The sequence below is a fragment of the Enterococcus sp. DIV0660C genome (assembly GCF_017316125.1).
Lineage (GTDB): Bacteria > Bacillota > Bacilli > Lactobacillales > Enterococcaceae > Enterococcus_B.
Genome location: NZ_JAFLWA010000004.1, coordinates 12484 through 35273 on the forward strand (window position 1 = coordinate 12484; position 22790 = coordinate 35273).

Annotated in this window: 24 protein-coding genes and 2 pseudogenes; 4 read left to right on the plus strand and 22 right to left on the minus strand. The window is 36.4% G+C overall.

Features of this window, described 5'->3' with window-relative positions; genetic code table 11:
* Window positions 1–179: 179 nt before the first annotated feature.
* Window positions 180–1301 carry a tRNA 2-thiouridine(34) synthase MnmA gene (gene mnmA / locus DOK81_RS00885; protein WP_067482668.1) on the minus strand — a complete coding sequence of 374 codons (1122 nt, stop codon included), beginning with the start codon at window positions 1299–1301 and terminating at the stop codon, window positions 180–182.
* Window positions 1302–1486: 185 nt separating this feature from the next.
* Window positions 1487–2098, minus strand: coding sequence for a metallophosphoesterase family protein (locus DOK81_RS00890; protein ID WP_206907231.1), 612 nt, complete (start codon window positions 2096–2098; stop codon window positions 1487–1489).
* A 157-nt stretch (window positions 2099–2255) separates the two neighbouring features.
* Between DOK81_RS00890 and DOK81_RS00895 the strand changes: the two genes are divergently transcribed.
* Entirely contained in the window at window positions 2256–3026 is a 771-nt protein-coding gene (locus DOK81_RS00895) for a hypothetical protein (protein WP_206907366.1), read from the plus strand.
* A 219-nt stretch (window positions 3027–3245) separates the two neighbouring features.
* On the opposite strand, the gene DOK81_RS00900 is transcribed toward DOK81_RS00895, so the two are convergent.
* The 14 genes from DOK81_RS00900 to DOK81_RS00965 form a co-directional block, all read right to left on the minus strand.
* The gene (locus DOK81_RS00900; protein WP_206907368.1) at window positions 3246–4253 is read right to left on the minus strand and encodes a sugar kinase; all 1008 of its coding nucleotides are present in this window, start codon (window positions 4251–4253) and stop codon (window positions 3246–3248) included.
* Window positions 4254–4263: 10 nt separating this feature from the next.
* A complete protein-coding gene (locus tag DOK81_RS00905; RefSeq protein WP_206907233.1) occupies window positions 4264–5004 on the minus strand; it encodes a KDGP aldolase family protein in 741 nt (246 codons plus the stop codon).
* Between the two features lie 25 nt (window positions 5005–5029).
* Window positions 5030–6124, minus strand: a complete 1095-nt coding sequence (locus tag DOK81_RS00910) for a DgaE family pyridoxal phosphate-dependent ammonia lyase (protein ID WP_206907235.1) — start codon at window positions 6122–6124, stop codon at window positions 5030–5032.
* Entirely contained in the window at window positions 6108–7220 is a 1113-nt protein-coding gene (locus DOK81_RS00915) for an amidohydrolase/deacetylase family metallohydrolase (RefSeq protein WP_206907238.1), read from the minus strand. Before DOK81_RS00915 ends, DOK81_RS00910 begins: the two co-directional genes overlap by 17 nt.
* A 9-nt stretch (window positions 7221–7229) precedes the next feature.
* A complete protein-coding gene (locus DOK81_RS00920; protein ID WP_206907239.1) occupies window positions 7230–8318 on the minus strand; it encodes a MupG family TIM beta-alpha barrel fold protein in 1089 nt (362 codons plus the stop codon).
* Entirely contained in the window at window positions 8315–8578 is a 264-nt protein-coding gene (locus DOK81_RS00925; RefSeq protein WP_206907241.1) for a hypothetical protein, read from the minus strand. The genes DOK81_RS00920 and DOK81_RS00925 overlap by 4 nt, the downstream gene beginning before the upstream one ends.
* A gap of 70 nt (window positions 8579–8648) precedes the next feature.
* Window positions 8649–9992 carry a PTS sugar transporter subunit IIC gene (locus DOK81_RS00930; RefSeq protein WP_206907244.1) on the minus strand — a complete coding sequence of 448 codons (1344 nt, stop codon included), beginning with the start codon at window positions 9990–9992 and terminating at the stop codon, window positions 8649–8651.
* 181 nt (window positions 9993–10173) lie between these two features.
* A complete protein-coding gene (locus DOK81_RS00935) occupies window positions 10174–10875 on the minus strand; it encodes a GntR family transcriptional regulator (RefSeq protein WP_206907245.1) in 702 nt (233 codons plus the stop codon).
* A gap of 201 nt (window positions 10876–11076) precedes the next feature.
* Window positions 11077–12519, minus strand: a complete 1443-nt coding sequence (locus DOK81_RS00940; RefSeq protein ID WP_206907370.1) for a glycoside hydrolase family 1 protein — start codon at window positions 12517–12519, stop codon at window positions 11077–11079.
* Between the two features lie 22 nt (window positions 12520–12541).
* Complete coding sequence (locus DOK81_RS00945) at window positions 12542–14401, minus strand: beta-glucoside-specific PTS transporter subunit IIABC (protein ID WP_206907247.1); 1860 nt, start codon at window positions 14399–14401, stop codon at window positions 12542–12544.
* 125 nt (window positions 14402–14526) lie between these two features.
* Complete coding sequence (locus tag DOK81_RS00950) at window positions 14527–15375, minus strand: PRD domain-containing protein (RefSeq protein ID WP_206907249.1); 849 nt, start codon at window positions 15373–15375, stop codon at window positions 14527–14529.
* Window positions 15376–15655: 280 nt separating this feature from the next.
* Window positions 15656–16402, minus strand: a complete 747-nt coding sequence (locus tag DOK81_RS00955; RefSeq protein ID WP_206907251.1) for a class A sortase — start codon at window positions 16400–16402, stop codon at window positions 15656–15658.
* 95 nt (window positions 16403–16497) lie between these two features.
* The gene (locus tag DOK81_RS00960) at window positions 16498–16824 is read right to left on the minus strand and encodes a nucleotide pyrophosphohydrolase (protein WP_206907253.1); all 327 of its coding nucleotides are present in this window, start codon (window positions 16822–16824) and stop codon (window positions 16498–16500) included.
* Between the two features lie 36 nt (window positions 16825–16860).
* Window positions 16861–17319, minus strand: a complete 459-nt coding sequence (locus DOK81_RS00965) for a MerR family transcriptional regulator (protein ID WP_206907255.1) — start codon at window positions 17317–17319, stop codon at window positions 16861–16863.
* A 74-nt stretch (window positions 17320–17393) separates the two neighbouring features.
* Between DOK81_RS00965 and DOK81_RS00970 the strand changes: the two genes are divergently transcribed.
* The gene (locus DOK81_RS00970) at window positions 17394–18125 is read left to right on the plus strand and encodes an SDR family oxidoreductase (RefSeq protein WP_206907257.1); all 732 of its coding nucleotides are present in this window, start codon (window positions 17394–17396) and stop codon (window positions 18123–18125) included.
* Between the two features lie 320 nt (window positions 18126–18445).
* On the opposite strand, the gene DOK81_RS12250 is transcribed toward DOK81_RS00970, so the two are convergent.
* The 4 genes and pseudogenes from DOK81_RS12250 to DOK81_RS00990 form a co-directional block, all read right to left on the minus strand.
* Window positions 18446–18739, minus strand: a complete 294-nt coding sequence (locus DOK81_RS12250) for a hypothetical protein (protein WP_242589831.1) — start codon at window positions 18737–18739, stop codon at window positions 18446–18448.
* Between the two features lie 235 nt (window positions 18740–18974).
* The gene (locus DOK81_RS00980; RefSeq protein WP_206907259.1) at window positions 18975–19712 is read right to left on the minus strand and encodes an SDR family oxidoreductase; all 738 of its coding nucleotides are present in this window, start codon (window positions 19710–19712) and stop codon (window positions 18975–18977) included.
* A 66-nt stretch (window positions 19713–19778) separates the two neighbouring features.
* Window positions 19779–20348, minus strand: a complete 570-nt coding sequence (locus tag DOK81_RS00985) for a DapH/DapD/GlmU-related protein (protein WP_206907261.1) — start codon at window positions 20346–20348, stop codon at window positions 19779–19781.
* 28 nt (window positions 20349–20376) lie between these two features.
* Window positions 20377–20514, minus strand: a pseudogene (locus DOK81_RS00990) (aldo/keto reductase); the annotation flags it as partial.
* Window positions 20515–20656: 142 nt separating this feature from the next.
* Between DOK81_RS00990 and DOK81_RS00995 the strand changes: the two are divergent.
* Together DOK81_RS00995 and DOK81_RS01000 are read left to right on the plus strand one after the other, a co-directional pair.
* Window positions 20657–21103, plus strand: a complete 447-nt coding sequence (locus tag DOK81_RS00995; RefSeq protein WP_206907265.1) for a MerR family transcriptional regulator — start codon at window positions 20657–20659, stop codon at window positions 21101–21103.
* 88 nt (window positions 21104–21191) lie between these two features.
* Window positions 21192–21560 (plus strand): annotated as a pseudogene (locus tag DOK81_RS01000) (helix-turn-helix domain-containing protein); the annotation flags it as partial.
* Window positions 21561–21631: 71 nt separating this feature from the next.
* Here the strand turns inward: DOK81_RS01000 and DOK81_RS01005 are convergent.
* Window positions 21632–22102, minus strand: a complete 471-nt coding sequence (locus DOK81_RS01005; protein ID WP_242589832.1) for a hypothetical protein — start codon at window positions 22100–22102, stop codon at window positions 21632–21634.
* Window positions 22103–22117: 15 nt separating this feature from the next.
* Window positions 22118–22714 (minus strand): hypothetical protein, encoded by a 597-nt coding sequence (locus DOK81_RS01010; RefSeq protein WP_206907267.1) that lies wholly within the window; start codon window positions 22712–22714, stop codon window positions 22118–22120.
* Window positions 22715–22790 lie beyond the last annotated feature (76 nt).

Here is a 22790-nt window from a genome sequence, read left to right on the forward strand (position 1 = left end):
TGAATCTTTTCTCACATCTATCTTCTTTTCTGTTAGTGGACAACAAAAATAGCTACTCCTAAGTTAGGAGTAGCTATTTTTTCTTTTTTATGACTTAGCGTACTCATGATTGCTTGCTCAAAACGATGTATACTGTTCTTCCTTATCGTCTCGGAGCTGGACGATTTGCGCCGCAACCTTTAGATATATTGCAACACTTTCGCTTCTTGGAAAGCATTATCAATTAAACCGCCACCCAAACATTCCATTCCATCATAAAAGACAACTGCTTGCCCCGGCGTGATTGCACGCACTGGTTCATCAAAAATGACTTCAGCACGATTTCCAGGAAGTAAACGAACCGTTACAGGGACATCTTGTTGACGATAACGGAATTTCGCTGTGCATTTGAATTCTTTTGGCATTTCATTGTTGGTTGTGAAATGAATTTCACTTGCTTCAAGGCTTGTTGCATACAATGCTGGATGATTAAATCCTTGTCCAACATATAACGTATTTGTTGTTAGATCTTTTCCTACAACAAACCATGGTTCTTGTGTCTTTCCACCGCCACCAATTCCTAATCCTTGGCGTTGACCGATTGTATAATACATTAAACCAGCATGTTGTCCCATGACTTCACCATCAAGAGTTACCATGTTTCCTTTTTTCGCTGGTAAGTAGTTGCTCAAAAATTGTTTGAAATTCTTTTCTCCAATAAAACAGATTCCTGTTGAATCTTTTTTCTTTGCTGTCGCTAAGCCAGCACGTTCAGCAATAGCACGTACTTCTGACTTTTCCATGCCACCTAGTGGGAACATTGTTTTTGCTAATTGTTCTTGTGACAATTGACTCAAGAAATAGGTTTGATCCTTGTTGTTGTCCACACCACGAAGCATGTGAACGACACCATTTTCATCACGAGACACCTGTGCATAATGTCCAGTTGCTACATATTCTGCCCCTAAATCCATTGCATAATCTAAAAATGCTTTAAACTTGATTTCTTTATTACACATTACATCTGGATTCGGTGTTCGCCCTGCACGATATTCTGCTAAGAAATATTCAAATACTCGATCCCAATATTCTTTTTCAAAATTTACAGAGTAATAAGGAATCCCGATTTGCGCCGCAACTTTTGCAACATCTTTGTAGTCTTCCGTTGCCGTACATACGCCGTTTTCGTCTGTATCATCCCAATTTTTCATGAAGATACCGACTACATCATACCCTTGTTCCTTTAGTAAAAGTGCTGTTACTGATGAATCGACTCCACCGCTCATCCCTACGACAACGCGTGTTTTGCTGTTGTCTGTCATACTATCACCATCATTTCAATTAGATTTTCTGAAACATCTACGAGTTGAAGGTCGCAACTTTTCAGTGCTTTCCATTATACGTCATTTTTTTGAAAATTTCATCTCTTTGTTCTTAAGATTTCACCAAAAATAATTTCAATAACTTGTAATCAAAAAATCATCGTTTTATATAAAATAAGTTTTTCTTATACTCGGTTGATTTTTGCTAGTTCTTCTTGTTTTGCTTGAAAAATTTCATCAATATTGACTTCTGACAGCGGCGATCCAAATGGCAATGCTCTACCTAACAGTTCTCTTTCCGGAGCATCCACACCAACATTTACATCGTTTCCAATTGGAACACTGTAATTGTGGATGTGTCCATGTAAATTACGGACTGCATCATTTTGTCCCAACAGTAAAGGATAGTGCGTTAAATAATATTGATGATGATTAAATTTAACAATTGCGCCGACATCATGAAAATAAAACTTCTTATCTTGATTCATCATTCCAGGATCATTTTTTTCTAAATAACGAAAAAAGGCACGGCTGTCATGGTTTCCTTTAATAAAATGGATTTTTCCATTTAGTTGTTCCACTTGTTCCAGTACTTCTTGACTTCCTTTTTCATACTGGGGGTGCATAGCAAGATCACCTAAATGATAAACGGTATCGTGCTCTTTTACGATAGCATTCCAACTATCAATAAGTTGGGCATTCATTTCGTCAACTGTTTTAAATAAACGTGGAGCAAAATCATTTTGTCCTAATAGAGCCTCATGAAAAAAATGAAGATCACTAATAAAATAATTCATGTTCTCGCCTCTTTCTAAACTTCTCAAGTTCTCTTTATTTTAGCGTTCTTTTGCTAAAATCACCAAAGTTAGAGCCGAATAAAGAGAAGTTGTTTTTCATTCATGCTAAACTGAACGTAGCTATTGCCAAACTAAACAAGAGAGAAAGGTGAACATTATGACAATTTCATTCACTGGAACAATCAAAAAAGATCAAACAATTATCGAGTTAGCTGATGGACAAGGTACCTTAACAATTTCAAGTAAGAAAGTGGCACCTGCAGACAACTCTTTTGAATTGTACTTCCAAAATCGTCACTGTATTGGAATTGATTCTGCACCTAAAGAATTTGATACGCTTATTTTGGTATCACTCCCTTGGGAAATGGAAGCAAATTATTTAAGCCATTCCTTTTTCACACTTGCAGAAGAAAATAACTTAACGGTTTCAAAACCAAAAGATATTGCAAAGCAAATTCCTGCAAATGTTTTACCAAAAATTGAGGAATCACGCGAACAATTTTTACGTTTATTAACAACACTTGGTTACTCCTTCTTGCCAACAGAAATAAAGAAAAAGAAACCAGGAAAAGCACGTCATCGATGGTCAAAAGAAGTCAGTAAAATTCCTTTCACCGTTCATTTTCGTGACAGTAAAGCCACTATTTACTGGAAAAACAGAAATGAAATGTTAGTTAAAAAAGGAGCAATCATGATGACAGAAGCCCCTCTCAATAAAGATGGATCGGTGAGTTACGCTGCAAAGTATGGTGACAAATTACGTGCCGATCATCAAGAAAATATTTCTGGTAATAAAACAACTGCTGATATTATTTTGAAAAGTGTCAATGAAGTCAGTTTGTTTCTTTACTTTGGAGGGACAAACAGTTGGTTGGAAATTCTAGATGAGAATGGAAAAAGTCTAGATGAATGGACTAGAGTAGATTAGTTTGCTGATACAAACACTTGAAATAAAGAACTAGCATCAACAATAGCAAAACAGGAGCTGTGACAATCCTTTTGTCACAGCTCCTGTTTTTGAATAGGTGGTGTTCACAAAACTACTCCTCGTAATAATTCACAACTGTTACAAAATATGAAAGGCTATTTTTTTCAGAGTTGTTCTTTATTTTTTCGGAGCTGATCGCTTGGCGCCACAACCTTTTTCTTAACGAATCAAGTCTGTTTCTGGATGTTCCAGTAATTGCTTGACTTGTTTTCGCGTTGTTAGCGGCACATCTCCTTGGATTGCATGAGCAAGTCGAGCATTAGCAATGGCAAATGCCACAGTTTCTTCCAAGGACCAGCCTTCAGCAAAGCCAAGTAGAATTCCCGCAGCATACGCATCGCCAGCACCAATTCGATCTAAAACTTCCAATCGTTGCTTAGGTAATTCGAATGTATCTGTCGGCGTCATCAAATAACCACTCAAAAATTTTTCATGATCAATCACTTGACGTTTTGTTCCAGCGAACCATGTAATGTCATAATGTGCTAAAAATGATTGGATAAAAGCAGGTTCACTTTCTGTAACGGAGACGCTCGATTTCCATTGCATCAACTCAACCAGATCTCGGGTCGAACCAAAAACAATCGTACAATAAGGTAATATTTTTTCGTAACGCTGCTTCATTTGTTCTTTTTTCCCTGCTTCTTGATTTAAACTGGGGCGAAAATTGAAATCAAAACAAACGATTTTTCCTGCAGCATGTGCTTCTTTTGCCAACGTAATCGCCGTTTGCGCTGTAATCTCAGTCAAACTCAGACTAATTCCGCAGATATGAACCATATCTACTTGTTCAATGAATCGCTTCACACCATACGCTTCGATTGAAGACAAACTAAACGAACTGCTTTTCCGATTTTGGTAAGTAACTTCAGTTGGCCTTGCGCCGAATCCCATCTCTGCAAAGTACGTACCAATGTGTTGATGTTGTTGAATGATATATTCTGTTTGAATACCTAAACTTTTTAAATTAGCTAATGCAGCTTTTCCTAAACGATTGTCTGGTAAAGCCGTCAACAAATAGCTTTCTATTTCAAAATGTGCTAAATTTCCAACCAGATTCACACCTGTTCCCGTATATGCCATTCGCAACGTATGTGTTTGTTCTAATTGCAAATGTTCTGGGGGCGTCAAGCGTAACATCACTTCTCCATATGCACCAATCTTCATTTTTTTCACTTTACTTCACCAGCTTCTCCATCATTTCCAATAACGTTTCAACATCTTCGACTTTTGTATCGCCTGTTTCTGGATCAATAATTGAGCTATAAACATGAGGAATAATTTTTTTCACGCCAGCATCAACGGCAATCTGCACGATCTCTTCGAAATTCGTTAAATCAATACCTCCTGTTGGTTCCAACGCAAAATCGAATTTTGCACAAGCTTTTGCGACTGCTTGATATTCTTCTTTATGCGTAAGCCCCTTCATAGGAAAATATTTAATGGATGTCCCACCCATATCTTTTAATAACTGAATAGCTGTTTCAATTGGTACTTCAGCTGCAGGTGCTTGTGCACTTAATGGCCCAGTTGCGATATTGACATAGCCTACTTTTCCAGTCGGTGACACGAGACCATTTATAACTGTTTCTTCTTGTTGTAGTAATGCTCGTGAAGCACCTACCCCCGTAAATACTTGGTTCACATGTTGTGGTTGCAAAACAGCTGATAATCTTGAAACCATTTGACTTTGGTTGGGATCACCCGCACCTAAGCCAACAGACAAAGCATTATTGGTTGCTTCTTGGTATTTCTTCATATCAGCAATCGCTGCTTCATCAGTTTCATAATTTTTCGAAAGAACGCCTAAAACAATATGACCCTTGGCTGCTTCATAACATGCTTTTGCGTTTTCGACAGAGTTTGCTAAAACGTTTAGACAAATTCGATCGGCTAAATAATTTGGACTAAGTGACATTCTTCATTCTCCTCATCAATTGGTTTTAGTTTAAAATTTCCGTTAATCGTGTAACGATTTTTAGCATCTCAGCATTAGTTACTGAACGAATATCAAATTCGATCACACCATTGTTTGCCTGATATTCCCGAGTATAGATAGCAGGATCCTTTTCCTTCAATTCAGTAATCACTTCTTTAGCTGATTTTTCACCTGAAACTTTGATGCTTGCTCGATAAATATCTCGACCAGCGCCGTCCTGTACAATTTTCGCTTCAATGCTTGGTAATTGGTTCATCGCCTCAACAAAAGGAACTAACCTTTCTTTCATTGCTTCTCCTGTTTCACTTCCTGTAAGTAAATAGTCCTCAACAGCTTGGGTGAAGCCTAGTAAGTTATCTTTACCGATTTTCATTGCTCGTCCGATTCCTTTACTTTGTAAACGAACCCACTCCACATATGTCTTCTTACCAATCACTAAGCCAGCACTAGGTCCTTCAATTGCTTTCGCGCCAGAATAAATCACTAAGTCGGCGCCCAATTGACTGTAAGTAAACAAATCTTCTTCTGCTGCTGCATCGACAATTAACGGAAGGTTATGTTGATGTGCCACCGCTACAGCTTCTTGCACACTCAGCATACTTTTTTGAACAGTATGATGGCTTTTGATATATAAAATTGCTGCTGTTTCTTCAGTAATCATCATTTCTAGATGGTCAGGTGTACACATATTGGCATAGCCTGCCTCCACAACTTGTCCACCGCCTTGTTCGACCATCACCTCAACAGGAGTACCATAATCGACATTATGGCCCTTAGGTAAAATGATTTCTCGCTTAGTAATTTTTTTAGTATATGGATGGTACACGTGATAGGTACTTCCTTGCCCAATAATGCCAGCAACTGATTGTGCAATTCCAGCTGAAGCACTCGAAACGATTTGCGTATCTTCGACTTGAAGTAACCCAGCTAAGTAGCTCCCTGTTTCTTTCACTAATTCACTCATTTCAAAAAAGTGTTCACCGCCAAAACGTTGTGCTTCTAGCACTTTTTCCGAAACCTTTGATACACCTAAGATAGTCATCTTGCCGGAAGCATTGATGACTTCTTTTAAGTGGAATTTTTCATAGCTGACAGTCATAAATTTCCCCTCCAATAATGGTTTTGACTGGTTTGATTTGACTATTCGTCGTCCGAGTAAAACCATTGGAATCTGTTAACACTTTTGGTTCTTCTAGAAATTCAAAAATCGTTAGATCTGCGTCGAACTTTTCTTTTAACTGACCTTTATTTGCTAAGTGAAAGTTTTCCGCAGGTATCTTTGTTACTTTTTCAATGATTTCTTCCCAAGAATAGCCAATGACATGTAACTTTTCCATCGTAGTTGCTAAATCATAAACTGGTCCATTTTCCCGATTACGAATATAGATATCCGTACTAATTGATGACGCTTTGATGTTTGCTTGTTGCGCGACTTCTGCCACATGAAAATTAAAGCTATCTGTCCCATGACCAATATCAAAAATGATTCCTTTCGCAAAAGCTTCTTTGGCAATCCGTTTGATTTCATTTGTTTCTGAATCAAGGATACCATTACTTTTCCCATTGAAACAGTGAGTCAAGACATCTCCTTTTTCCATTCTGGCTAAAACATCTGCTAATTCTGGTGGTGCTGAACCAATATGAACCATTAAAGGTAAATGCTGATTCTCATTTTGGATTTTTTTGGCTAAATCTAATGGAGTGATACCATTTTTTCCTACTACGGTTTTACTCATTCGCGCCTTGATCCCAACAATAAATTCAGGAAGTTCATTGATTTTGTTCTTTACTAATGCTTCTTGCACTTTACTTAAGTCAGCTAGTTCATCTTGCGTGACGATTCCCCATTTAGAGATATTCAACAACGCATAAACATTCGTTTTTGCTTGCTTAGCATACCTGTAAAACGTTGCAATATTTTCTGCACCAGTTGTTCCGGCGTCAATAACAGTCGTCACACCTTTTTCAACACCGATTTTATCTGGATAGTCATAATAAAGTGTCATTTCTTCAAAACAATGTACATGATCGTCAATCCAACCAGCCGATAAATACTGCTGTGAGGTTAAGGTCAATGTTTCTTTTGACTCTCCTGTAATTTTGGGCGCAATTTGACTGATTTTTCCATTTACAACACCAATTTCAAAGGAAGGACCTTTAAGTTCTTTTGCATTTTTTATTACTAAATCAAACATGGCGACACCCTACTTTTCAATAAATTTAAATTTTGACCAAGGATGGATAAATGGCAATAAAATAAGCTCTTCCTCACGAATTGTACCTACTTTATTTTTTCTTGGATCACTATGAGGCTCTAAAACGACTTGTAGTTCATTTTTGTATTTGCCAAATTGATCATTACCAATCACAACATCCCCCACTTGGAATTCAAAACTTGCATCATGAACAGGGTTACTTTTATTTTTATATTTTTTTCGTACTTCCGTGGAACGAATCACTTGATTCGTAATATCTCCCCGACGAACATGCTGTTCATTCAATACGATTTGTCGTTCTACTTCATTTACTTCTGCTACAAATTCAATTGCAAAAACACTTTGATAACGATCAATTTTACCTAAAGCTTGTAGCTCTTCTTCTGAAGCATACGCATTTCCGATAATGACATCATCAATCAAATCTGTCGCAAATAAATGTTTTGCAGCAACTTCAACAGGTAGATGACGATGCATTTCTAATGTTGGTAACCCATCGTTGATATCCCAAGGACCAATTTCTCCAACTTGTGAAGTAATGAATGCCGCTGTGCGAATGCCTTGACGTTTAAAACGTTGGCTACATTTTTCAAAAAATTCAAATGGTAAAGCTGTGCCCTCTTGAGGATAAAAATTATGACAACCATATAAGAATGGTGTATTTGCTTGATAAGTCAAAATGTTATCTAAGTAAGCAACGTCATTACTCATATTTAATTCGATTGCTAATTCATAAGGATTATACGTTAGCATTGCTTCCTTGTTCCCATCGAAGCCCAGATCTAAACGAATGCCGTCCGCACCTAATTCGTGGAAAAAGCTCAAATCATCATAAGAAATACCAAGCTGTTCAAAAATCGTTGGTGCAACATCTAAAATCGTTTCATACCCAAGTGATTTGGCGAAAAAAATCAAATTTTTGAATTTTTCTTTGACAACTTCACTTTCTTCATTGATTTCTAACATACTCATAAAAATTCGACGGAAACCATAGCGATGCGCCAGTTCAATATAAGCACGATCTGTTTCACTGTCACTGTGGTCTGGATAAACTGAAATACCTAAAACTCTTTTCATACTTCTTCTCCTCGTTCCATTTTTTCAAATTTTTTTCTGTACTTATAAGCAATACTTGTGGCAAAAAGAATGGTCACAATTCCTACAAGTTGATGTAGACTAGCAAAAAGCCCACTCAAAATAATCACAGTTGAAATACCAATGATTGCAATAACTAGAAAATAACGTAATTTCATCTGCTCCATTTTTGGAGGTAATCCTCTTTTTTCCAAATAAGTATGTGCAACAATCAACACAACTATGCCAACGATCAGTTCCATTTTTTCACCACCATTTACTTTTGCTGATTCAATTGAATAAAGGGCAGGACTGCATCCCGCCCTTCGTTGTTTATTGTTCTTGCGTGATTCCAGTATTCAATACTTCTTGTGTTGCTTGTTCTTGTGCATGTTCTTCAGCTTCTCTTGCTAGCTGTTGTTTTTCAAATACTTTAAAGAATGGATAGTAGATTCCTAACGTAATGAAAAAGTTCACTACTACTAAGACTCCTGCGGCTACGCTCCAATTCGTACTCATCCAAGCAGCAATTGGGGCAGGCATCGCAAATGGTAAGCGTGCAACCATCATTGGAACAACTCCACTAATTGTTAAGACATAAGATAAAGTCGTGGTAATCAATGGTGCTACGATAAACGGGATACCTAAAACAGGATTCATCACGATTGGCGCACCGAAAATCACTGGTTCATTGATGTTAAATAACCCTGGAAGAATCGATAATCGTCCTAAACTCTTCAAATATTTTGATTTTGAGAACATGAATAACACGACTAAAGCAAGGGTTGTGCCAGCGCCACCAATCCAAATGAACCATTGTAAAAATTGCTCTGTGAAAATATTTGGCATGTTTTGTGCACTTGCTCCAGCATTGAATGCATCAATGTTTTCAGCAATTGAAATATCCCAAAATGGACGGATAACTGGTCCCATGATTGCTGGACCATGAATCCCTAAAACCCAGAAGAAACAGATTAAGAAAACAGTTAGTAAACCACCAAACAAGCTATTGCCAGCTAGAATCCCTTTTAAAGGCATCAAAATTTGACTCAAGAAGCCATTCAAATCAAATCCTAACATATGACGAATGACCCAGAAGAAAATCAAGATCACCGCACCTGGGATCAAAGCGACAAATGAATTGGTTACTTCAGGTGGCACACCATCTGGCATTTTGATGGTAATTTTCTTTTCAATAAAGAAACGATAAATTTCTACAGAAATAATTGCAGTTACGATTGCACCAAATAATGAACCTGAGCCTAAATTAGCAATATTGATATAACGTCCTGCACCAATCACGCTATCTACATCTTCAAACACACGTGTTGGCGGTGCTGCAACAATCAAAAATGACATTAGTGCTAAAATTCCAGCTGTTAATGAATCGACTTTGTAGCTTTTTGCTAATGATGAAGCAATCCCAAAAGTTGCATATAATGCTAAGATCCCCACAGTATAGCGAAATGGAATGTCTAAAATTTCTCGGTATGGTTCGATCATTGCAGCAACTGATTCGATTGGAATATTTAACAAAATAGTGAAAAATGAACCAACAATCGTTAATGGCATTGTTGCGATGATTCCCTTTCTGATTGCAGTCATGTGTCGTTGTGTTCCAATTCGATTGGCTACTGGCATAATTTTTTGCTCAATGATGCCTACAAATTTATCCATGTTGCTCCCCCTCTAGTCCCTTTTGTTGTTATAACATTATAATGTTTACACAAAGAGAATAACACATCTCGTTTGCAATGTAAACGCTTTTTAAAATTCAAAAAAAGAAAAAGTGAAACGATTGACGTTCCACTTTTTCTTTTTTGGGGATAACATCCCTTGCTTTTTTGCTTCAACACACTTATGTTTCGTAGTCGATATGATAAGGATGTAAAGCCGTGTGATAGATAGCTTCTGAGTACTCAACTAGCTGTCCTTCTTCTGTCAATGAACGCCTAATGCGTTTCATTCCCAGTGGTTCATTTGTTTTCAAGATTGCTTGTTCTTCTTCACTTAAAAATACCGCAGAGAAATCATCTGAAAATTGGTCAATTGCATAACCTTTTTGAGTTAACAAACGATATAAAGACTCTTGATGGAACATTTTTTCGTCTAGCTCAGTGACTGTTTTTGGTAAATAATGCACAAAATAAATGTATGGTTTTTCATTGAGGTAATACAATCGTTTGAAGCGTACCGCATGATTTCCAAAAGAAGAAAATAGCGGATCTTCCTCAGCTAGATCAATTGAAGTAAGCTCTAATGTTTCTTTGCGTACCTCGTGTTGTGAATTTTCTAAAATTTGTGTAAAACTTGCTGCTTTCGATAAACGATTATAGGGACGATTACTTAAAACTGTTGTACCACGTCCACTTTTCTTTTCCACATATTCATCAGAAGCTAGCAATTCGATTGCCTTACGCACAGTGATTTTACTTACCTGAAACATTTCTTCTAGTTCATTTTCTGTCGGTAGCATGGAACCTACAGGATACCTTCCAGAGAAAATATCTGCTTTGATTTTGTCTGCAACTTCTAAGTATAATACCCGCGTTCTCTTCATAGTTTCACCCTTTATTTTACTCTTAGTAAAAGAATAGCATATAAAAAATAAAATACAAAAAGAAGAACATAAAAGTCTGGGATCTAGTAGATTTCCCAGACTTCTTTATTGTATAGAAAGTAGTGATTTTGTTTTTCTTTTAAGTGTCTGCTCGCTATCTTTTCAGAGTTAAGCGTTTTACACCACAACCTTTTCACAGCTTTATACTCTTTCACCATTCGTTCTAATAACTTCCTTATACCAATCAAATGATTTTTTCTTCGAACGATTCAGCGTACCAACACCATTATCATCAAGATCAACATAGATAAATCCATAACGCTTGCTCATTTCACCAGTAGAAGCACTCACCAAATCAATACAGCCCCATGGGGTATAGCCCATCAAATCAACACCATCTGCCACTGCATCCGCCATTGCATCAATATGTCGACGTAAATAATCAATTCGATAATCATCATCAATCGTTCCATCGGGATTGACTTCATCAATTGCACCTAAGCCATTTTCTACGATAAACAATGGCTTTTCATAACGATTATATAACTCGTTCAATGCAATTCGAAGACCATCTGGATCAATTTGCCATCCCCACTCACTTGCTTCCAAGAATGGATTTTTGACTCCACCTAATAAATTACCAATTGATGTGTCTGCTTCTGGACTAACTTCATCAACTGCACTAGACATATAGTAGCTAAAGCCAATATAATCGACAGGATATTGTTTCAACAACTCAAAGTCTTCCACTGTTTGTTCTAAAAGGCTAGCATCAACACCATATTTTGCATAAGTTCGAGAGGTATATGCAGGATATTCTCCACGAACTTGCACATCCGTACAAAAGAAATTAAATTCTTGATTTTGGATCATTGTTGCCACCTGGTTCACTGGGTTCGAATCAATACTATAAGTAGTAGCATAAATAATCATGCACCCAACTTCAATGTCTGAACGTAATTCATGAGCAAGCTTAACTGCTTTACTGCTAGCAACAAATTGATTGTGCCACGCTTGGAAAATATTTTGATAATCTGCTGCCCCATTGCTTTTAACAAGTCCTTGGCTTAAAGCAGGAAAGTGAAAAGCTGAATTGATTTCATTGAACGTCATCCAGTATTTTACTTTTTCATGGTAACGAGTCAAGACTGTTTCTGCAAATCGTTCGTAAAAAGTAATCAATTCGCGATTTTTCCAACCACCATATTTTTTGGCTAAGTTCAACGGCATTTCATAATGAGAAATCGTGATTACAGGCTCAATACCATACTTCAAACATTCATCAATCAACTGATCATAAAAACGTAACCCGGCTTCATTTGGCGTCAACTCGTCTCCTTGAGGGAAAATTCGTGACCAAGCAATCGAGAAACGATAACATTTGAAATTCATTTCTGCAAATAAAGCAATATCATCTTTAAAATGATCGTAATGTTCGATTCCTCGATGATTTGGGTAAATATATTTTTCTTCATCCATCGTCCAATCAAAGTCTTCACTACCAATAATCGCAAATCTTTGCTTTCCGCCCGGCATTGCATCAGCAACGGATAAGCCCTTGCCATCACGATCAAAAGCACCTTCTAATTGATTCGCAGCTGTTGCGCCGCCCCATAAAAATTCTTTTGGAAAACGTGTTGTCATCATTTGTATCCCCCTAATATCTTTATTTTACAATTGCTAAAAAATCTTCAGTTGAGATAATTTCTTCTTGATCCAGTTCCAAAACATCAGTAAATTGATCGGTATTCGTAATCACAATTGGTGTTACGGTACTGTAACCCGCAGCACGAATCGCGTCAATATCAAATTTTACTAATAAGTCCCCCGCTTTTACTTGGTCCCCTTGCTTCACAAACGTTTCAAAACCAGCACCATTTAATTCCACTGTATCCATTCCAATATGCATCAATATTTCAATACCATCAGTCGTTGTCAAGCCAACCGCATGACCAGTTGGAAAAATCGTAGTGATTTCACCATCTGCTGGCGCAAGAAGTTCTCCTTTTTCTGGTTCAATCGCGATTCCTTTTCCCATCGCACCGGATGAAAAGACCTGATCAGCTACCTCACTTAATGGTAACACTTTTCCTGTCAATGGGCTCTTTAGATTATGACGACCAGAAGAAAGTGTTTCTCCGGCTGTCGCTTTCATTTTCTTTGTTTCTTCTGCAGGATCTTCAAATCCAACCAACAAAGTTCCTAAAAATGCAAGAATGAAAGAAATTCCTGTTGCAATGATTGCCATCGTTACATTGGATTCTACACCATCAATCGTACTAATGAATGACGGAATCGTTAATAAGCTGACTAAGCCACTAGCAAAAGATTTTACACCTGCAAAACCAATCAATGCCCCACCAATACCTCCAGAGACACAAGCGACGATAAATGGTTTTTTCAATGGTAAGGTTACACCATATACAGTGGGTTCTGTAATCCCAAACAACGCAGTGATTGTTGATGAAATACCTAGTGAACGTAATTTACTATCTTTTGAGCGAACCGCCACAGCTAATGCGGCACCACCTTGTGCCAAAACAGCTGGCAATAACATCGGCATCAAAATATCATAACCAAATTGATCAATATTCAAGAACATGATTGGTACAAATCCCCAATGCATCCCAAACATAACAAAGACTTGCCAAAAACTTCCCATAATCAAACCAGCCACAATCGGACTAAAACCATAAATCGAATTGAATAGACTACCCAGTGCATTCCCAGCAACTGTTCCAATCGGCCCTAAAGCTAAGAAAGTCAAAGGAACCATAACTAACAAAATGATTAAAGGAACTAAAATCATTTGCAAAAATTGGGGAATGATTTTTTTCACAAGTGGTTCAAATTTACTTTGCACCCAAACAGCCAAGATAATTGGGATAACAGAAGAGGTATAACCAGATGGAGATAAAATAACCGAAATTCCAAAGAAATCTAATGCTGTTCCTGCACCAGCTGCCGCCGTGATTGCTGGATACACCAATGCCATCGCAATAGCTACTGCTAAAAACTGATTTGTTTTGAATTTTTTAGCCGCTGTAAAAGCCAGCATTACTGGTAAAAACGTGAAGACGCCATCTGCAGCTGCAAATAAAATCTGATAAGCTCCACTCTCTGCAGCTAACCAGCCGAGAACGGTTGCCAAAGATAGAAATCCTTTTAAAACCCCTGCTGCTGCCATCGCACCTAAAAACGGTGTAAAAATACTTGAAATAATATCAATAAACTTACTTAAAATATTCCCAGATTTTTCTTCTTTTGCTACCTGATCCGCTAAACCTTCTTCATCCACAATTGCTTGATAGACATCAGCTACATTACTGCCAATCACAACTTGGTACTGACCACCACTTTGAACAACTTGGATCACATCCGGGTCACCCTTTAATTTTTCTGTGTCTGCAATCGATTCATCTTTCAATTTAAAACGTAATCGTGTGGCACAGTGGACCAGACTATTGACGTTTTTTTGCCCCCCGACTGCTTCCCATACACGTTTGCCAACTGCTTTGTTATCCATCTTTTCTTCCTTCTTTCTACTAAATTTTGATAAAATAAAAAACCTAGATTGAAAAAACGGTCACGAATTGCTTGCTCGTGTCCATATTTTCAATCTAGGTTTTGCCTGCCTGACAGTAACAACCCTTATGATTGGATCTGTTTTTCATTCACTACACGTTGGATATGAATCGTCAAATAGATTTGCTCTGCAACTTCCATTTCTTGTTGTTGCGTATGAACCAAATAATCATTGATTCGTTGCACACAACGGAAAGCTTGAGGATATTTTCCCTGAACTAATGCATAAAGAAACTCATCTTTTTCGTCAGAATTTTCACCTTTTAGATAACGCTGTGCAAAAAATTGTAGATGTGTAATGATTCGTTGATAGTTCAATGATTCTTCATCAAAAACAACACCAAAAAATTTACTAATAATGCTTAAGATATCACGTACCATGGTTGTCGCAGTCATCGTCACTTGCATATCACCATTTCCTTGCTGGCTATTCACAAAATGAAAAGCGATAAATCCCGCTTCATCTTCAGGAAATTCAATACCAGTTTTTTCTTCAAGAAAATACAAGGCTTCTTTAGCAACCTGATACTCTTTAGGATAAAACTTTTTTGTTTCAAATAATAACGGATTTGGTAATTGGACTTTTTCTTTTGCCCGCCCCATCGCGTAATGAACATGATCCGTTAGTGTTAAATAAATATTCGGTGAAAAGTTCACAGCCAATTTTTCCTCTGCTAAGTCGACTATTTGTTTGACTAATTCGACTTCTTCAGAAGGAATGTCAGCCATTAGCTGTTGAAACTGGCTTCTGGAAAAAGAATCTTTGAGTACAAACTCTTTTTGGATTGCTTCAGATGAAATCGAATCGCCAGGCTTCTTTTGAAATGCCAATCCTTTGCCCATATAGACTATTTCTTCACCTAATTCATTTTTCGAAATGACGACATTATTATTCAGTACTTTTTCAATAATCATCTCGTCTTCTCCTTTCCAAAAAATAAAAAAAACCTAGAATTCGCCTGTCAATCCACAGCTGAATTCTGGTTTTGCCTGCCGAGCAGTAACAATCCATTTCTTAACTGAATTTATGATAACACTTTCTCCCCCTCTTTGCAATCCCTTTCAATTTTTTATTTTGACTTTCTTCTATTGTTAAACGTTGACAACGATTAAACAAAAAAACTGAGAACATGCGCTCTCAGTTTTTAAACTTTTCTATTTTCCTTCAACGCACACACTTTGAGTAGATTTTGTACTAAAAAGTTTTTGTTTCTAAATGAAAAGCTTGTTCCATTTCATCCGTTGCATCTTTCATTGGCGTTACTTTTTCCAATGCTCCTTGTACAACTAAACGAGTTACTGCATTGTTATCCCCACAAGTAATCAAGGTCACGATTTCTTTACCATCCACTACATCTAATAACTCGGTTTCTGTTGGTGCCACTTTTTCTTTGAAAAAAGCTTTATACGTGTACACATTTTCTAAATCAGTCAAATAGATCGTTGCACCCATTGAAAGATTTTCTAAAGGAGTGAACAACAACTCTGGATTCGTGGAGCGATGACTAGCCAATGCATAATTTCCTTTTCCCATTTGTTGATCAGGTGATAAAGTTCCTGCACCATACAATAATGCTGTGTTTGAAAGGCCCTTAAAAATCGGCAAGTTAATTGACACAGATGGAACTGCCACACTAGCAATCACTGGCAGGTCCTTACTTTCTGAGCTGGCCTCTGCCCGAATCACTCGTTCAGAACTCATTGGTTCAACTGCATCAAAGTCAAAGGTTGTTTCTCGCTCATTATTTTTTTGTAAATCTTCTTTCGTTACATTGGCTATCGCGTATTGATCCCCAGTATTCTTCACAAAAAAGTCTTTGATTTGTTCATTAAAAATCAGAGCAATTCCTACTAGCAAGAGTAACAACAAAAGCAAATTCATCAGCCATCGTCTCACTCGGTTGCCCTTTTTCTCTTTATTCGTGTTTTTGTCAGTCGTCATTTTACGACCTCCTCTTCCCACACCATATTTTCTTCATTTTAATGGATATACCTACTTCTGTCTATCATTCAATCATAGATTATTGTCCATTTTCTTTATAGTTCCGTGTATTTTTCGCGCTTGCCTACACTCTTTTCGACAGGATATTTGATATTATTTTTGATTAACTTTTCTTCAATGATCTCCTCCAAATCAAAATCGAGATTGTCTGCTAGCATGTACGAATAGATCAAGACATCTGCTAGTTCTTCTTTGATTCGTTCCACTTGATTTGCTGTGACTTCCTCAGATTGTTTCCATTGAAAAAGTTCCAATAGTTCTGAAGCTTCCAAAGAAATCGAAATCGCTAAATCTTTTTCGTTATGAAATTGTCGCCAATTCCGATCATCACGAAATTTATTTACTTTTTCCATACTGTTCATCTGTCAAACCTGCTTTCTTTTTATCACTAACTTTATTTAGTAGACAGTCTTGGATAATTGATCTTCATATTCTTGATGCCATTTTTCGCTGACTTGTCTTGTTCCTGGTTCAAAAAAAATTGTTTCTGTTCCAACTTCATTTGCTTTTTGATAATACCATTTCTTCCAACGCAAAAAGGCCAAATTAGCTTCTAATACTTGGATTTTTGCTTCTAAAATCGTCTCTTGTTCGACAATGAAGGCGTAACGATCAGGTAGAGTTCCATCGCCTTGCATACACCACTCCATAAATGTTGCGATATCCTTTACTGGAATAGCCGATTTTTTTAAGCACTCAATGACATTCAAGTATCCTAAATCATCTTCGGTAAATACACGTCTCCCCGCGGAATTTTTCTTCACGAATGGTAACAAACCTTCTTTATCATAATAGCGTAAGGTATCTGTTGATAATTGATACTTTTCTGCAATTTCACCAATTGTATAAGTTTTCATTTTTCCTCCTTGACTTGGAGCTAACTCCAAGTTGTATACTACGTTTATCTTAACAGAAGAAAGTAGGAAATGAAATGAATAAACCTTTAATCGTGATTACTGGAGCAAGTTCAGGCTTTGGAGCAGAAATCGCTAAACTATTTAATAAAGAAAACTATCCCATGTTATTATTGGGTCGCCGTACAGAAAAAATTTATGCTTTACCGCTTGATTTTGATCAAGTCCTTGTCGACTCTGTCGATGTAACCGATGCGCAAGCTTTCAAAGCCAGTATTGCCTTAGCAGAAGAAAAATTTGGAAAGACTGATTTATTAGTAAATAACGCTGGTGTGATGTTATTAGGAAATGTTCAGTCACAGTCTCCATTGGAATGGAAAACGATGATGGACACAAATGTTTTAGGGGTGTTAAATGGTATGCAAGCTGTATTAGCAGATATGGTTGAAAGAAAACACGGTACGATCATCAATATGTCTTCCTTAGCTGGACGTAAAACTTTTATAAACCATGCCGCTTATGTTGCCTCAAAATTTGGTGTCCATGGTTTAAGCGAAACCATTCGCGAAGAAGTTTCAAAAGATAATGTTCGTGTAAGTTTGGTTGCCCCTGGTGCTGCTGAAACAGAGTTATTAACTCATGTTACAGATACTAATGCTTTGTCAGATTATCAAGCATGGAAAGAAACAATGGGAGGAATTACCCTTGACCCTGCCCATGTCGCAGAAGTAGTTAAATTTATTTATGATATGCCTCAAGAAGTGAATATTAGAGAAATTGACATTGCGGCAACACGCCAAGATGGCTAATCATTCTGATACTAAAAAAGTCGGAACCATTTGGGAACTGATCTAAAGTTGTGAGACAGTAATAAAAAAACATTTTCCTAGGTTGCTGATTTCCGATAGTCAATCGGTGATTGGTAGCCTAGTTTTTATTGAATACGAGAGCATAGTTCCTATGATGAACTGTTAAAAAGACAGTGACTTCGATGTAAATAAACGTTTAACTATCTACGCGCCGCTCAAAGTGCCAGATGGTTATTTTTTAGCTCTTATAGTCGATTCATGTCTCTTTTGTCTTCATATAATTTTTTTATCATTTGTAATATATGGCTGAAAAAACTCAGTTAAATGACTTCTCTATGTGGATTGCAGAGGAGTTTTTTACAATACCAAAAATATTTTAGTAGTGAAATAACTTTATTAATTACAGACCCCCTTATTCCTTTAGTCAACGAGCTTTGCTCGGTTATTTCACTCTTTAACACTGCCACTCGATAGCCCCATTTTTGTGAACGTCTGCTGTAAATCATATGAGTTAGGAATTTTTCAGTTCGTTGTTGCTCTTTATAGTTGAAAATGTCTTCTTCCGTAATTTGATACTCAAACATTAATTTGGGGAATTTGGCTAACGTACTCATCGATTCTTCATCGTTTGCATCCGTAAGTAGTATTGATCTTATCTTTTTTTCATTTATACGTTCCTCCTTTCTTTACAAGCTATATTGTTTATAATTCGCATTCCTAACATCATTTGACAATGAGCCATAAAAAAACCTTGAATGGAGAAGAATATTCTTCATTCAAGGCTTAAATTGATGGTCATTTGAATAACTATTTAACAAGTAATTCTCTCTGAAGATCATCCGTTATGGATTATACTTCTTGTGTCGTCGGACGGATAATCATGTTGCTGACGGACATCCGGTCTGGCGTTTCTATCGCAAATGCTACAGCAGAAGCTATATCTTTGGCTGTCAATCCCCATTCTTTTTGTGCTTCATGAAGTTCAAGAGCAGCCTTTTTGTCGCTAATGGTTTGATATAATTCAGTTTGAACAGCTCCTGGAGAGATAATCGTAGATTTGATGTTATTTTGCCGTTGCTCTTGACGTAATCCTTCCATGATTGCACGGACAGCAAATTTTGTCCCACAATAAACAGCGGAATCAGGATAAACAACATGTCCTGCCACAGAATCAGTTGAAATGATATGCCCAGATTTTTGTTTTTCCATTATTGGAAGTACGGCGGAAATTCCATTTAACACACCCATGATGTTGATATCAAGCATATTTTGCCATTCATCACGGTGGCCTTCAACTAATGGAGCGGTTGGCATGATTCCTGCATTATTGTACAATACATCGATTCGACCGAACTTTTCCATCGCTAAATCGATAACTGCTTGGACTTGTGCAAAATCTCTTACATCTGCTACTTGAATATATAGCTCTGCATCTGGTAAAGATTCTTTTATTGCTTTTAAACGATCTTCTCGGCGTGCAGCTATAACTAGTTTAGCTCCTTTTTCTGCTAACAGCTTCGTTGTTGCTTCACCGATTCCGCTTGAAGCGCCCATGATGATAATCACTTTTTCTGATAAATCATTCATTCTATTCTCCTCCTGTTTTGAAAAATCTTTTGCTTATACTCACTATCCTTTATTTCATCTTACTGTTCAAATAATCCGTTCGACAGATTTGACGATTTTGGCAGGGATTCCTGCAACGATGGTATTGTCTGGGACATCTTTCGTAACAGTTGCATTTGCTGCAACAATGGCATTCTCGCCAATTGTTACGCCTGGCAAAACAGTTGCTCCTGCTCCGATCCAAGCATTTTTCTTGATGTGGATTGGCTTTACTGACAAGCCTCTTCGTTCTGTTGGATCAGTTAGATGGTTTACCGTGATGAGATTGACACGAGGACCAATCAATACTGAATCTTCTAAACAGATACCACCCAAGTCGACGATCATCGCTTGACGATTGATAAAGACATTTTTTCCTATACTAATATGTTTGCCGAAATCTGTATAAAAAGGCAACAGAACAGTCACCGTATCATCTACTTTATCACTAATGATTTTTTCTAGCCGTTTGCGAATATCTGCTGGTTCATGGTACCCAGTATTCAGCGCTGCTAAAGGCTCTTCGTTTTCCGCTTGAATCTGATGGATCACTTCAAAAAGTGGATCTGTCACTCGAATCTCTTTATTAACGATTTGTTTTTCGATGGCACTTGTCATTTTGCTCCCTCCTTTTATCTTTACTTTATGCACTTGCTGTATCTAATAAACGATAACCAGTTTTAATAGCCTCAAAGACAGAATTCTCACATTCTTTTAAATCACTAACTCGGTAAACACCAAAACCTAATTCAGGAATGTTCACACCATTATTCCATTTGTACATTTCCGTTACTATAATCTCCCTCTCAATTATTTATCAAGTCCTTTCTATGGCTTAATTGGTTCAAAAATATTTTTATGTTACTATACTAATACCTCAAGTTAGCTTCAGGTCAAGCAAAAAGATATAAGAAAGGAAATGAGTTATGTATACTATTGGAGAAGTATCAAGAATGTTCCATTTACCTATTTCTACCTTACGATACTATGATAAAGAAGGATTTTTTCCTGATCTTCAAAGAATTTCAGGAATACGTAAGTTTTCAGATAATGAATTAGAGATCTTACGAGTGATCGAATGTCTCAAAAAATCTGGTTTAGAAATTAAAGAAATGAAACAGTTTTTTGTATGGTGCAAACAAGGAAGTAAAACGTATCAAATACGCAAAGAATTATTTGAAAAGCAAGAAAAAATTATTGAAGAAAAAATTACTGATCTCAATAAAATATTAAACATGGTCAAATACAAGCAATGGTATTATGACGAAGCGATTAAAACAGGATCTGAGGATTTAGTCGAACAACAAGTTCCTGAAAAATTACCTGAAAAAATAAAAAGATATTATGAAAATTCACATACATTCTCTATTTGAATTATGTATGAAATAACTTTATAAACTATGAAAATCAATATAGATTCCTTAGTAAAAGGTATTTTACTATTAAGTGATAAATTTTTACCATTTAAAGAAAAAAAATGTGCAGCTAATTATCACAAGTTTACCAATCATGGCTGAAGCAATTGGCAATCCACTACTAGATAAATTCATTAAAGATTTAATCATTCAAATCTTGTCTATGATTGCTGAACAAGAGCGTACCGAATCTAAACGACGTCAGGCACAAGGCATTAAGCTTGCGAAAGCCAACGGTGTTTACAAGGGACGTCCTAAGTTATATAGTGCAAACACAAAAAATCCTCAACGACGCTTAGTTTATGAAAACATCGTTAAGGATTTAAATGAAGGAATTGCGATTTCAAGAATTGCGAAAGATTACAATGTTACTAGACAGACAGTTTATCGAATAAAACAGGATATTGTAATTTAATAGTTATCTATACCACACTGAATTTTTAACTTGATTTTTATTAAAAATAATAAAAAAACTATCAATATGAATTAAGTTAAATCACATTTCTGCTCAAAAGCAGAAATGTAATCTTTAAAAATTAAATCTTCTTTTTCAACATTCTTTTTGGAAATACCCGTAAGTATTCTAACATCTAAAGCTAAAAGACTACTATTCGTTTCAAGAATGCCCACCGATTCATCATAAAAAACATATATTCTCTCGTCTTTCAATAATGGATCTGTGACACTTTGAATAAAGTATGGATGTTGGTAATATTTTTTACTCTTTTCATTGTGAATCACAAATAACAATTTTACTGAAGTCTTATTTGATTCATCAAAATATATTGAATTTACTATATTTTCTTCTAATAACTTAATCCGTTTTTGCGAAAGAAAGTCAATTGATTTTTCTTCTACGTCAACAAGTTTTTTCAAAATATCACTTGTTTTTTCTCGCTTATCAGTATATATAAATGCATCTTGGTACTTTTTTAGTAACTCGGAAAAATTTCTCAAAGCTTTCTCCTCTCACTAATTAATAACTACAGTTCCATTATTAATTATACCTGATCTCCATCCATAGCTAAGGTAATAAGCTTGTAAGTTTGTTGCAGAAACTTTAGTAGGAATGGACATCGTTCCTACATAGCTAGTTCCAACTGGACTAGCAGTTGTTGTCTTATAATAGTTATTCATATTTAGATATGTTACTGGACCGATCAAATTCAGATTCGTCGCTTTTATATTATTCGCACGCCAAATATTGATTGAATCTGTTCCAGCCCAAGAAATATATAATTGGCAAGTTGTTCCACTCATACGAATAATGTTGGCTCCAACAACAGTTGTTCCTCTTAATGATCGATCATCGTTTTGAGACTCTAAAATACCTGTTTCTACAGTCCTACTATTTTGTTTAGTTATATTTTCCAGTGTTTTTTCTATGGGAACATTAGAAGGTAAATCTTCTTTATTTAATATTTTTGTATCTAATGTAAGAGGTTCTTGAACATCTGCTTTTGCTACCATTGTAGGATAAAACAATAACGACAATGTACCTATCATTAGTAACAAATACCAAAGCCACACATTTTTATAGCGATTACTTTCGTTAAGTGAGTTATTCATCATTAAGATTTTCTTTTTATTTATTTGTAATATACATATTTACACACATAGATTATTTTGTATACATTTATTTTCA